The organism is Bdellovibrio bacteriovorus (assembly GCF_025558485.1).
Classification (GTDB): domain Bacteria; phylum Bdellovibrionota; class Bdellovibrionia; order Bdellovibrionales; family Bdellovibrionaceae; genus Bdellovibrio; species Bdellovibrio bacteriovorus_G.
This window is the reverse complement of sequence record NZ_CP102930.1, coordinates 536,362-548,789: the sequence shown is the minus strand read 5'-3', so window position 1 is coordinate 548,789 and position 12,428 is coordinate 536,362. Positions and strand designations below refer to the sequence as shown.

At 48.6% G+C, this 12,428-nt stretch carries 13 protein-coding genes; 9 read left to right on the top strand and 4 right to left on the bottom strand.

The features are described from left to right. Positions 1 to 4 precede the first annotated feature (4 nt). The 4 genes from EZJ49_RS02820 to EZJ49_RS02805 form a co-directional block, all read right to left on the bottom strand. Positions 5 to 874 carry a substrate-binding periplasmic protein gene (locus tag EZJ49_RS02820; RefSeq protein ID WP_262554147.1) on the bottom strand — a complete coding sequence of 290 codons (870 nt, stop codon included), beginning with the start codon at positions 872 to 874 and terminating at the stop codon, positions 5 to 7. A 92-nt stretch (positions 875 to 966) separates the two neighbouring features. After that, positions 967 to 1,557 (bottom strand): peptide-methionine (S)-S-oxide reductase MsrA, encoded by a 591-nt coding sequence (gene msrA / locus EZJ49_RS02815; protein WP_262554145.1) that lies wholly within the window; start codon positions 1,555 to 1,557, stop codon positions 967 to 969. A 105-nt stretch (positions 1,558 to 1,662) separates the two neighbouring features. Continuing rightward, positions 1,663 to 3,066: a hydantoinase B/oxoprolinase family protein gene (locus EZJ49_RS02810; protein ID WP_262554143.1), complete on the bottom strand. Its 1,404-nt coding sequence runs from the start codon at positions 3,064 to 3,066 to the stop codon at positions 1,663 to 1,665. After that, complete coding sequence (locus EZJ49_RS02805; protein ID WP_262554141.1) at positions 3,066 to 4,427, bottom strand: hydantoinase/oxoprolinase N-terminal domain-containing protein; 1,362 nt, start codon at positions 4,425 to 4,427, stop codon at positions 3,066 to 3,068. The genes EZJ49_RS02810 and EZJ49_RS02805 overlap by 1 nt, the downstream gene beginning before the upstream one ends. Positions 4,428 to 4,515: 88 nt before the next feature. On the opposite strand from EZJ49_RS02805, the gene hisC reads away from it, so the two are divergent. From hisC to EZJ49_RS02760, 9 genes are all read left to right on the top strand, one after another. Beyond that, positions 4,516 to 5,634, top strand: a complete 1,119-nt coding sequence (gene hisC, locus EZJ49_RS02800; RefSeq protein WP_262554139.1) for a histidinol-phosphate transaminase — start codon at positions 4,516 to 4,518, stop codon at positions 5,632 to 5,634. A 12-nt stretch (positions 5,635 to 5,646) separates the two neighbouring features. Beyond that, positions 5,647 to 6,303, top strand: a complete 657-nt coding sequence (cmk, locus tag EZJ49_RS02795; protein ID WP_262554138.1) for a (d)CMP kinase — start codon at positions 5,647 to 5,649, stop codon at positions 6,301 to 6,303. A gap of 73 nt (positions 6,304 to 6,376) precedes the next feature. Beyond that, positions 6,377 to 7,243, top strand: a complete 867-nt coding sequence (locus EZJ49_RS02790; protein ID WP_262554137.1) for a TIGR02285 family protein — start codon at positions 6,377 to 6,379, stop codon at positions 7,241 to 7,243. Between the two features lie 227 nt (positions 7,244 to 7,470). Continuing rightward, entirely contained in the window at positions 7,471 to 9,267 is a 1,797-nt protein-coding gene (locus EZJ49_RS02785; protein WP_262554135.1) for a 30S ribosomal protein S1, read from the top strand. Positions 9,268 to 9,408: 141 nt separating this feature from the next. Further along, a complete protein-coding gene (sppA, locus tag EZJ49_RS02780; RefSeq protein ID WP_262554133.1) occupies positions 9,409 to 10,377 on the top strand; it encodes a signal peptide peptidase SppA in 969 nt (322 codons plus the stop codon). A 3-nt stretch (positions 10,378 to 10,380) separates the two neighbouring features. Further along, a complete protein-coding gene (locus EZJ49_RS02775; protein WP_262554132.1) occupies positions 10,381 to 10,788 on the top strand; it encodes a hypothetical protein in 408 nt (135 codons plus the stop codon). A 2-nt stretch (positions 10,789 to 10,790) separates the two neighbouring features. Further along, positions 10,791 to 11,393 (top strand): HIT family protein, encoded by a 603-nt coding sequence (locus tag EZJ49_RS02770; protein ID WP_262554130.1) that lies wholly within the window; start codon positions 10,791 to 10,793, stop codon positions 11,391 to 11,393. Next, entirely contained in the window at positions 11,386 to 12,141 is a 756-nt protein-coding gene (locus tag EZJ49_RS02765) for a rhomboid family intramembrane serine protease (protein ID WP_262554129.1), read from the top strand. Before EZJ49_RS02770 ends, EZJ49_RS02765 begins: the two co-directional genes overlap by 8 nt. 59 nt (positions 12,142 to 12,200) lie before the next feature. After that, positions 12,201 to 12,386: a hypothetical protein gene (locus EZJ49_RS02760; protein WP_262554127.1), complete on the top strand. Its 186-nt coding sequence runs from the start codon at positions 12,201 to 12,203 to the stop codon at positions 12,384 to 12,386. The last annotated feature ends 42 nt before the right edge of the window (positions 12,387 to 12,428 follow it).

The window sequence follows — 12,428 nt, the reverse complement described above, 5'->3', positions numbered from 1 at the left end:
CCGTTCAGGCCTCCGGATACAAGGTCAGCAGCTTGTGCGAGGCCTTGGGTTTGGACGGATTCTTTTCAGAATCATTTTTTTCCGCAGACTCCAATGACAGATATTTTTGTGGCGACTCTTTCCAGTCATAAAGATTGTATTTGTTCAAAATGCGTTGCAATTCCCCATTGCGGCGAAGCTCTTCCACACCCTTGCTAAGAATTTCTGCGTAGGTTCCTGATTTGGGATGATTTGGGGAAAAGGAAATAAACAGCTCCACGGCTTCCTCTTCCACCCAGCCTGCGGTTTTAAAGCTGTCTGTTTTCAGGCTGCCGGCATAGGTGGTGTATTGAAGCACCAGGGGGTTTTCAATAAACCCATCCAAGCGTCCGGCTTCCAGCATGCGGATCATTTGTTCCAAAGGGCGATCCCCTGAAAACGGAATGAAGGTGCGGTGACGCTGGCGAATCAGCGGATCAACCCCACCTCCATAGGCATAGCCATTGATCACGCCAATGCGTTTCCCCTGCAAAGAACCACGGCCCGTGTATTCCCACTTCGAGCCTTTTGCGACAAAGAAGGCATTCTTCATCAAACCTAAAGAATTTTTCGGATAAATAAAGTCAGGGGCGTCAGCCACGCAGGCGCCGATAATACCCTGAGCTTTATTGGCCCGTGCATCTTTGACGGAGCGAGCCCAGTTGGTCATGGTAATTTGGACCTGATGTCCTTGAGGTTCAAAGACGGCCTTGGCAATTTCAACCATGTAGCCGGGTGTTGGAGAATCCAGATTGCAGACGTAAGGGCACCAGTAGTCCGAGCGCAGGATGATCACATCCGCAGTGGCATTGGACACAAACAACAGAATTAACACTGTTAGAATGACCGAGTTCATAAGGCCCCTCTCCTTACTTACTCCTATGCAATACTGTGCTGTTCTGCAAGTTGCACGGATAAAACGGGGACCTTTCTTAGATGTAACCTATATTACTTGAACTCAATCTTTCTTTCGAAATGACAGGTGTATCCACCCGGGTTCTTCTGTAAATAATCCTGATGATATTCTTCCGCGCTCCAGAAGTCCGCAGCTTTGACGATCTGGGTGACCACGGGATTTTTCCAGGCATCGGATTTTTCCACGCGAGCGCGCACGATTTCGGCCTCATCTTTTTGTTTGTCAGAGGTATAGAAAATAGCACTGCGATACTGAGTGCCGATGTCATTGCCCTGACGGTTGGTGGTGGTGGGGTCGTGAATCTTGAAGAAGTAAAGCAGCAGATCCTGATATTTTAGTTTTGTCGGATCAAAGGTGATCTTCACGGTTTCGGCGTGATTGGTGGTGCCGGTTTTCACAATGTTATAGGTGGCATTCCTGGTGTCGCCACCCATATAGCCGACCTCGGTTTGCAAGACACCGGGAAGTTTGCGCAGCAGATCTTCCATGCCCCAAAAACATCCACCTGCCAGATAAGTCACTTCTGAAGAACTCACGTTGTTTCCTTTCTTGGACGGGGTTGTCTGTGCCAGACAACCAAAGCTGATACCCAGTGCGATAAGTAAAGTGATCAGTGCTTTCATAAAAGCTATTTTAGCACTGCTCCGCCCGAGGCGCCAGAGCTGCCCTTGTTGCGAACGTGCCAAAAAACAAAGACCGGCATGAGGCCGGTCTTTAGAAGAAAACTTTTATTGCTCAGAGCGACCGTAACCGCCGCCTGATCCTGAACACAGGGTCAGGACGTCTTGTTTTGCGAACTTTTGCTGCCCCAGGACCGGCAGTTGTTTGGCGGCCTCACCATTTTCAATCAGCACCTCGCAGGGATCCCCATGAGAGCAGTTTTTCAACAGGCGGGGACGATGCAAAGTCAAATCTGCCAGCCAGGTGGCTTCCGCCTCCTCACGCATTTGCAGTTTCAGAATCAAACCGCGACCGCCGTTGAATTTACCCTTGCCGCCATTGGATTGACGTTGATCCACGCGCAAAACTTTGACGGGGAAATCACGTTCCAACTGCTCCAAAGAAAATGGATTCAGAGTGGCGCAGGAGCCATCGCGGTCCGCCTGGGCGGCTTCGCCACCGGGAAGACGCAGCAGATGGTGCTTATCGCCCGAGCGCAAATCAAAGTGCAAAGCACAGTGGCCGCTCAGGGAGGTTTCTTGTTTGTGATGAATTTGCGCCAAGGCCAATTCAATCGCGGACTGCAAAGCCGCCACACCGCAAGTCATACCTTTGTAAGTGGGTGCGGGATATTTTCCCACCAACCAGCAGCCCGTAGGTTTGGTAATTTGCAGAACCGCAAAGGACCCGCTATTTGCCAAATCAGTGAAGCCATAATGACGGCTGATTGCGTGGAAGCAGGTGCCGTAAGTTGCCGACTCTGTCAGGGAAACAGTTTTTGCCGCGCTGGTGCCGCTGAAATCCATGGACACTTTTCCATCCTGAATTTCCAAAGTCAGACGCAGCAGCTCACCGCTGTCCAGAACCACGTCCACACGCGCTTCGCCTGAAGCACTTTCAGAAATTTTCTGAGTCGCGGCCTGTTTGCAAAGTTTCAAATAGTCTTCGATCAGTTCGCCTGTGATGGTGAAGCCGGTGAATTCAATCGCCTCGATCAGTTTTTGTGCGCGCAGGCTCAGGTCCTGCACTTGATCTTTCAGCCATTCCACAAATTTTGGCGGACAGGCCGGATGGGCCTGCATGGCCGTCAGAATCATTTCATTGACCTGATTGTTCTGGCGCAAAGGCATCGGCGGAATGCGCAGGCCTTCTTCCTCCACGGATTTCACCAAAGTGAGTTTCGTATCCAGAGCCCGACGAGTCACCCACAGAAGGTCCTCAGAAACGGCCATAACAAAGGTCATTTCAGAAAGCAGACTGCCGCCGCTGTAAGGATCATTCAGAAGGGCAATATCGCCTTCCTGCAATTTCAAATATTTTGCGGCCGTGGTTGCGGCGGTGGTCAGGGTGCCGTAAGTCACAGGCATTTGCCCGCGCACGGCCAGAACGTCCCCATCCAAAGTCATCAATGCGGATTCGCCCACCAAAAAGTCATTCAATAAAGAATGCAGAAGTTCAATCTGATAGTTCATTACTGGGCCCCTTTCAGGGCTTGAGCGCCCCACAATGCTGTGGATTCGGACTCGCAGAATTCCTGATCAAGGATGGTGGTGTGCGGGTCTTTTTTAAAGATGTTCGCAAACAGCGGAGCCAGGGGACCCGTGACCTTTAGTTTTTTGGTTTGACGGCGCAGGCGACTTTCCATTGCCAGGCGCTGCACACTAAGGCTTTGCAGTTCTTTGGTCAGATGATGCAAATCCGTGTCGCGCAAAGAACTGATTTTGGACAGGGTTAAAAGAGCATTTTTAAAACGCTGAATACCTTGTGTGGAAACACGGTCCTCAAGGCCTGCGATTTTTGCAAGCTTCGAGTTGTCGGACCAAAGATCCAGCAAGCTCATTTTCTGGCCGCGACCCAGGAACATTGGCCCCGGCTCCCACGCCTCCTGATGATTGGAAAAATCAAAACGGCTGAAGCTGTTCAGCTGAATGCCCAGAGTCGGCTGAATGCCCAGAGTGTGTGTTTTCAAACGACGCACTTCCACCGGTCCCCATGGACTTTGCCATGCGGATTCCCATTGGGACGGAGAGATCAGGGCGAACTGTTCAAGGCCCAGATATAAAATATCCGCAGAGTTGGAGGGATCTGCCAATCCCAAGGCAGACAGGGATGCAAACAGACTTCCCACTTCGCGTTGATTTTCGTCCTGGAACAGATCTCCGGCGCTATCCAAAAAGTGGATGTTCTTTTTGTCGATGGCGGATTCAAGGCCGGCATACAATTCACTTTTTAGTTCGGAAAACACACCGGACAAGGTGGCGTTCAGGGCATTTTTAGTCCAGCGGCTGACTTCGTGAGGATTGTCGGATTTTTCCGGGACAAAAACCTCCAGGCCTTTTTCCTGGAAGATTTTTTTTGCCTGTTCCAGATGCACGGGGTTTGTTGCCGAGTGCAGGAAGTTCAAACAGACTTTTTTGCAATCCATCAACTGCACTTTGGCAGCAATGGCTTCAATCTCTTCATTTTGCAAAGGCAGTTCAATCTGACCGTCGGCCAGAATGCGTTCGCGCACAGAAAATTGCAGGTCTTTGTTGGTCAGCGTGTGTTCCGGGGAACCGCAGATATCCAGCCAGTGTTCAACACCTTCGGTGCTGACGTGGGCCACAGCGCCGCTCAGGCGGTGATCCAGAAGTTTCTTAGGAACACGCAGGCTGATAAAAGCCTTGGAAATCTGTTGATCTTTGTAAGGGGCCACGAATTGGGTCAGTGACGCCTTAAGGTTCTCGCGAGAAAGATAAACTCTTTTCTGCGCAAGGGAATTGGAATCTGACAGGAGAGAGAACTCAGCGAACGAATCACCGACACTCACTCCCAGCAAGAGGCTGTTTTGCATTTTAGAACGCTCTCTAATGAATTTACACTGGAATTAAGTTAGGCGATCAGGTATAGCAAAATATTCTCTCTAAGAAAAGGATTCTAAAGTGAAGATTTCTCCCGAAATTTTGAATCTGGTGCCGTATAAACCTGGTAAACCGATTTCCGAGACACAACGTGAGTACGGGCTCACGACGGTGTATAAGCTTGCAAGTAACGAGAATCCTTTGGGTACTAGCCCCAAAGCCATGGCAGCGGTGAAAACGGCCCTGGAACATCAGAATCTGTATCCGGACCCTTCCCACTATGAACTTTTGCAAACCCTGTCAAAAGAATGGGGCTTCCCGACAAAACAACTTGCTATTGGCAATGGCAGTGATGAGCTGATTGATCTTCTGACGCGCATATATTGTGAGCCCAAAGACGGTGTTTTGACATCAGTCGCGGCGTTCAATGCCTATGAAGTCAGCGCTCCGGCCAATCGTGCGGTTATTCATAAAATTCCAATGGCGGCGGGATATCGTTTTGATCTTCCGGCAGTGGCGGATTATTTCCTGGCTCATCCGGAAAAAAACATCCGTTTGATTTTTGTCTCTAATCCCAACAATCCGACGGGCACCTATGCCACCAAGGCGGAAATCGAATCCTTCCTGGAAAAAGTCGGCAATCGTGACGATGTGATGGTGATTTTCGACGAGGCTTATAACGAATTTGTACGTGCGAAAGACTATGCCTCTGCACAAAGTTATATGGGGCAGTACAAGAACCTGATCGTTCTTCGCACTTTCTCTAAAATCTACGGTCTGGCGGGTTTCCGTATTGGGGCGATGATTGCGCCAACAGAAACCATTGAAGTCTTTAACCGGGTGCGCAAACCATTTAATGTCAACGATTTAGCGCAAGTGGCTGCAAATGCGGCTCTGCAAGATAAAGAATTTATTGAGCGATCGCAGCAGATTTGCTGGAAAGGGCTTGATTACTTCTACAAGAAGTTAGAAGAATTAGGCCTGCCGTACATTTCATCTCAGGGAAATTTTGTCATGTTTGACACTCTCCGTGACGCCGCCAAGGTGAACGAAGCCTTGTTACGTCGTGGGATTATCATGAGACCGCTATTGAACTATGGGTTCAAGACGCATCTGCGTTTGAGTGTAGGGCTGGAGCATGAAAATGAGGCCGCCTTAAAGGCCTTGGCAGAAGTTCTAAAAGAAATTCCGCCGCTGTAGTTTTGGAGAATTATGGGAATGGTTATTACGATTGATGGCCCTGCGGCCTCTGGTAAATCTTCAGTAAGTCGTGAGCTGGCTCGTCGTTTGGGCTGGCAGTGGGTTTCCACAGGTGCTTTCTATCGTGGTTTGGCATTTGCTGCTCTTCAATTGCAAATCGATCTTGATGACGTCAAAAATCTGGCAGAGCTGACTCACAATCCGGTCTGGAGTGTGAGAATGAACGAGGACCGCACCCGTGTGTTCTTTCAGGATCAGGACGTTACAGATCTGATTGCTCATGAAGACGTTGGTAATTTTGCCAGCAAAGTCAGTCATTATCCAGAAGTGCGTAAGGCCCTTCTGGATGCGCAACGCGGTTGTTCTGACGGCCCTCAGGGGTTGGTGGCGGAAGGGCGTGATTGCGGGACTGTGGTTTTCCCCAAGGCTGAAGCGAAAGTCTATCTGACGGCACATAGTGCGAACCGTGCGGCCCGTCGTGCGGCAGAGCTTGGCTTGGACCATGAAGACATGGTGAAGGCGCAACAGCAAAGAGACCTGCAGGATTCCACACGCAAGGTGGCCCCGATGGCTGTGCCAGAGGATGCTTTGGTGGTGGATACAACGACTCTGAATCTTGAACAGGTCGTTGATAAAGTTGAACAGTTTGTTCGCAGTAAAGTTGATTAGAACACCTGTCTGCGTCCTGTCTAGTGTTGGAAATCACATAGAGCCCTGACGCTGAGCTTGTTATCATGGGGCAATGAAAATCCTGTGGATTGCAACTTTGATGTCTATGGTGGGCAGTTGGGTTTTGGCGGTGGAAAAACCGAAGACCGAAACCATTCAATGGGCGATGACGGATTTTCCTCCTTTTATTTTACTTTCTTCTGATGGCGCCAACGTCGATATTCAAAAATCCCAAGGGCCCTTTGCGGAAATTTACCGCGAACTGGTGCGATCACTGCCACAGTACGAACATAAATTTGTCCGGGCGTCTTTTCTGCGGGCGGAAAGACTGTTTTTATCGCACCGGCATTTTTGCACTTTGCTGTTGCAGGACACACCGGCACGATCTCACTATCTGATCTTTGGCGCCGAGGTGGCCCGGGCGCTGCCAATTGGGCTGGTGATGTCGCCGGGTTCCTACAGTAAATTTCAACAGTATGAAACAGCAGACGGAATGGAGCTGACCAAGCTGGTGCAGGCAGGTGATTTCCGTCTGGGCGTGGTGCAGGGCCGGTCTTATTCCAATCAGATTGATCGTCTGATCGTTCGGGCGAAGGATTCCTATCGTCACGTCAGTGATCAGGCGGTCGGTGGCCTTTTTGTGATGCTGGAAAAAAATCGTTTGGATGGGGTGCTGTCGTATTATCTGGAGGAATGGGATCACCGCAAGGGGCGCGAGGCGGGGGCCTTGAAGTATCTCGCGGTGAAAGAGGCTCCGGCGTATATCTCGGTGCGCGCATCCTGTGAAAAGACGCCGTGGGGAGAGAGCACGATCAAAGAGATCTCCAAAGTGGTGGAGGAAAAGAACGTCCGCAGCCGAATCTATGACTATTTTCAAAAATCCCTGCCCAAAGAGATGAGAGGAAAAGTCCGCGAGATCTATCGGGGACTTTTGCCATAGGGCGACTCAGATCCAATACATTTGATCTGAGTGCCGTCAGGTCTAGGTTTCCTAAGGGGAATGTAGGTTCGCATAATCCGGGAACTCTTAAATCGGCAACAAGGCGCGTAAAACCTTTGACTTCCAGCCCCTTAGGTCGCTAAACCAGTGATTCGCCTTAAGTGCGAAGAAAGGTTACGGGTAGGGTCCATGAGATCTTACTACGTGGGAGGTTTACAAAACACGATATGACAAAACAATTGAACAAGGCCGAATTGGAAAAACAGAAAGTTCTAGCTTTCTTGGATGCAGAGGACTCCAAAGTCCCAGCAAATCCTGGCATTTTGAATGCAAAATCTGAAAAAGGTGACTTCGACTCTCTATTCGAAGCATCCATGAAAGAGCAAGACTTCAAAGTCGGCGACGTTGTAACAGGTACTGTAGTTGAAGTTCAGTCTGACTACGTTCTTGTTGATATCAACTACAAGTCTGAAGGTTTGATCGCGATCAATGAATTCCGTATCGTTGACGGTGTTCGCGAAGTGAAAGCTGGCGACAAGGTAGAAGTTTTGATCGACCGTATCGAAAACGAAAACGGCATGATCGTTCTTTCTAAAGATAAAGCAGACATGCTTCGTGCATGGACTGATATCTCTAAAGCAGCAGAGAACGAAGAAGTTATCGAAGGTACTGTTGTTGCTAAAGTTAAAGGCGGCTTGAGCGTTGATATCGGCGTTAAAGCATTCTTGCCTGGTTCCCAAATCGATTTGCGTCCGGTTCGCAACATGGACGTTTATTTGGGCAAAAAGTTCAAATTCAAAGTTATCAAATTCAACAAAAAGCGTGGCAACATCGTTCTTTCCCGCCGTGCGCTTCTTGAAGAAGAACGCGACAGTTTGCGTTCTCAAACTTTGGACACTATGGCAGAAGGTTCTGTGGTTACTGGTGTTGTTAAGAACATCACTGACTACGGTGCGTTCATCGACCTTGGTGGTATGGACGGATTGTTGCACATCACTGATATGTCTTGGGGCCGCGTAAAACATCCTTCTGAGATGTTGAACGTTGGTGACGAAATCCAAGTTAAAGTTCTTAAGTATGACAAAGAAAAAGAACGCGTATCTTTGGGTATGAAACAGCTTCATGCAGATCCTTGGGAATCTGTGAAGGCTTCTTATCCTCCAGGCACTAAGCTTAAAGGAAAAGTTGTTTCCTTGGCTGAGTACGGTGCATTCGTTGAGCTTGGTGAAGGCATTGAAGGTCTGATCCACGTTTCTGAAATGTCCTGGACTAAACGTGTAAAACACCCTTCTCAAATCGTAGCTGTTGATCAAGAAGTTGAAGTGGTAGTTCTTGAGGTAGACACTGAAAACCGCCGCATCAGCTTGGGCATGAAGCAACTTCAAGCCAACCCATGGGTTGAATTGAAAGAATCTTATGCTCCAGGTACGATCATCGAAGGCGAAGTGAAGTCTGTAACTGACTTCGGTATCTTCATCGGCATCGAAGAAGGCATCGACGGTTTGGTTCACATCTCTGACTTCTCTTGGACTAAACGTGTAAATCATCCAAATGAGCTTTACACTAAAGGCCAAAAAGTTCGCGCGGTTGTATTGGGCGTGGACATCGAGAACGAAAGATTCTCTTTGGGTATCAAACAACTTGAGTCTGACCCTTGGTCAAACATCGAGAACAAATATGCTATCGGCACTCAACACGACGTTAAAGTCACTAAAACAGCTGACTTCGGTGCATTCGTTGAGCTTGAATCCGATATCGAAGGTTTGATCCACATTTCTGAACTAACAACAGATAAAATCAACTCTGTTGAAGAATTCATTAAGCCAGGTCAATCTGTAAAAGCAGAAGTTATCTCTATCGACAAAGACGCTCGTAAGATCGGTTTGTCTGCAAAACTAGTTAAACTTCGCGAAGCAAAAGCGGACGTTGACGATTACGTTAAAAAAGCAACTGCGACTTCCAAGTCCACTTTCGGTGACTTGTTCGCTGACCAGTTGAAAAACGTAAAAACTGACAAGCAGTAATTCGTTCAAGACCAAAGGCTGACCCGCAAGGGTTCAGCCGGTCGAGTACGATTGACTGACAAGTCTTAAAAGGGGACCCTAGTAGGGTCCCTTTTTTTATTTGAAAAGGGACCTTTTTCATTCATCCGCTCGGGGGCCGATATGAAGGGCAGCTTTTTCAAAAAATTGGTAATCATCTTTTTAGTTTTCGTGGGCCTGGGGGCTCTGTTGAAAATGGGCGGCGACTTCTTCGGCAGCCCGGATAAAAAGGTCACAGCAAAAAACACCATTCTGCATCTGGAAATGAACGGCGTTATTCTTAACGGCAAGAAATTCATCAAGAATCTTAAAAAATACCGTGAAGACGACAAGGTCAAAGCGATTCTGATCAGCATCAATTCTCCAGGTGGTTCTGTCGGACCTTCCCAGGAAATCTTTGCAGAGATCAAGCGCGTGCGCGATGAAATCAAAAAACCAGTGATCTGTGTCAGCACCGGCATCATGGCCAGCGGCGCTTATTATTCTGCCGTGGCCTGTGACAAAATCGTGGTGGCTCCAGGGGCGCTGGTGGGCTCTATCGGTGTGATCATGGAATTTGCAAATCTTGAAAAGCTTTATGACTGGGCGAAGATTTCCCGGTACTCCATCACTTCCGGGAAATTCAAGGACTCTGGTGCGGAATACCGTCCGATGCGTGAAGATGAAAGAACTTTATTCCAAAGCATGATCGATGAGGTCTATGCGCAATTCAAAGGCACCGTGGTGAAAGAACGTAAACTTCAAGAGGATGTTGTTTCTGAATATGCCGATGGACGTGTGTTCACAGGGGCCACAGCTGTTAAGATGGGCTTCGCGGATCAGGAAGGCTATTATGAAGACGCTGTGAAGCTGGCGGCGGAAACAGCAAAGCTGGGTGATAATTATGAGGTCTTTGAAATTCCCAAAAAGAAAGTCAGCATCTTTGATCTGGGCGGCGGTGACAGCGAAGATGACCTGAACAGCATGTCCGAATTTGCTGATATCATGAAAGGAAAATCCTTTGGCGCGGACATGGAGGGTGCGATGAAGTACATTCTGCGTGCGAAATATTTGAACCAGCCATTGATGCTAATGCCTGGTTACTGGGAGTAAGTCATGAAAGCTCTGGGGATCTTTTTGCTGACAGTGCTTTTTGCCGGATTGGCCCAGGCCAATCCTCAGGACCCGCGTCAACCCCAGCCTTGGTTTGATATTCGTTGGAAGGGTTACTATTACCTGACCGCAGATATTGAACCCGCACCGGGAGTGATCTTTAAAACCGGGCAGAAGTTTGAATTTATCGGGATCACCGGCGGCGGTGGTTATGTGCCAGTCACTGTGTTTGAGCTAAAACCTTTGGTGTGCGAGACACCGCAGCTTGAAACAGAGTTGGTTTTGTTGAATCCTGCGGGTGGAAATAAAACTGAAATTGGCTTTGAGATGCGTAAGAACTGTATGATGGTTTTCTTTGTGGAAAATCACCTGATTGGCACCTCCAGCTATTTCACTGACAGCACGGAGTAAGCATGGCAGCCAAAAAGGCCCGCAAGAAGACATCCCCCAAAAAGAAAGCCCCGATAAAAAGACCGGCGGCAGTTCATGGGAAAATCCAGATAGCCAAAGACATCTGGCCGATGGAAAGAGATGTCCTGTTCCGCCCTGACCGCATGAAATACGTGCGTAAGCTGATCAAGCCGGAAGGGTGTGTGTTCTGCCGGGCCTCAGAAGAAAAAGTCAGCTTTGACACTCTTTGCGCGTTTAAGACCAAACATTCCATGGTCGTTTTGAACAAGTTTCCTTATAACAGCGGACATCTGCTGGTTTTGCCCAAACGTCATTGCGGCGACCTTTTAAAACTTTCTGATGAAGAATACATGGATCTGCAAAACACCATTCGTCTGGTGATGAAGGCGTTAAACGAGCTTTATCAACCCGGTGGCATCAACGTGGGCCTGAATCATGGCGCGGTGGCCGGGGCCGGCATCCCTGAGCACTTGCACTATCATGTCATTCCACGATGGACCGGGGACCTTAATTTCTTCCCTTTGATTGCTGAGACCAAGGTCTTGGTTGAAAGTCTTGAGCAGACCTACGAGAAGGTTTGGAGTATTTTAAGAAAATATGAATAGAGGCGTGACTTTCCAAACGGCTCCACTGACCCCTGCGGTGAAGTGGCTGCTGATCATCAATGTGGCTATCTGGTTCGTGTTCCAAGTGATTCTGGAAGGTTTCTTGCGTATTCCTTTCACGTCGATCTTCGGTTTGTTCCCGGGGAAAGTTCTTTTTGATTTCCAGATATGGCAACTGGGCACATACATGTTCCTGCATTCGATGCAGGTCACGCATATTCTGTTTAATATGCTGATGCTGTGGTTCTTCGGGGCTGAGCTTGAGCAGCGCTGGGGTTCCAAGTTCTTCCTGGTTTATTACTTCGTATCCGGCATTGGTGCGGCGATTTTGTACTGCCTGGGTGTTTGGATCTATGCTTTGACCACGGGTTCTCAGACCGGATTGATTGTTCCGGTGGTGGGGGCTTCAGGGGCGGTCTTCGGTCTGTTACTGGCGCAGGGGTTGATCTTCGGGGAACGCATTGTTTACTTCTTTATGCTGTTCCCGATGAAGACCAAGTACTTTGTGGCTTTGATGGGGCTGGTGCAATTGGCGTCCCTTATGACTTCTAGTGTCAGTGGTGGGGAAGTGGCTTATTTGGCCCATTTGGGCGGGATTGTTTCGGGCTTTATCTGCCTGAAAACCAAGGGCTGGCTGGATCGCAATGACCTTCGGAAGAAGTCCAAAAACAAGAGCCGGAACCTGCGTTTGGTCGTCAATAACGATAAAAACGAAAAGAACGACAAGCCTCCTAAATATTGGAACTAACTGGACGGGGCCCGTTTTTTGGGCTATAAAAAAGGGCTCGATCGCAAAAGGGAGTTTTTATGTCTTTGGCTCAGGCTAATAAGAATTTGAAGTATGATAAGCGTATGACTGAAAACAAAATCAGCGCAGGTGAATTGTCCAAAGAAGAATGGCAGAAACACCTTGAGCAGCTTCCTGATCTTTCTCACAACGTAGAAACGTTCACTATGGACGGTAAAAATACGAAGGATGAAGACTCTCACTAATTCCCGAGTGATCTGATCCGCCCCAACTGTAAACTTTCAGGG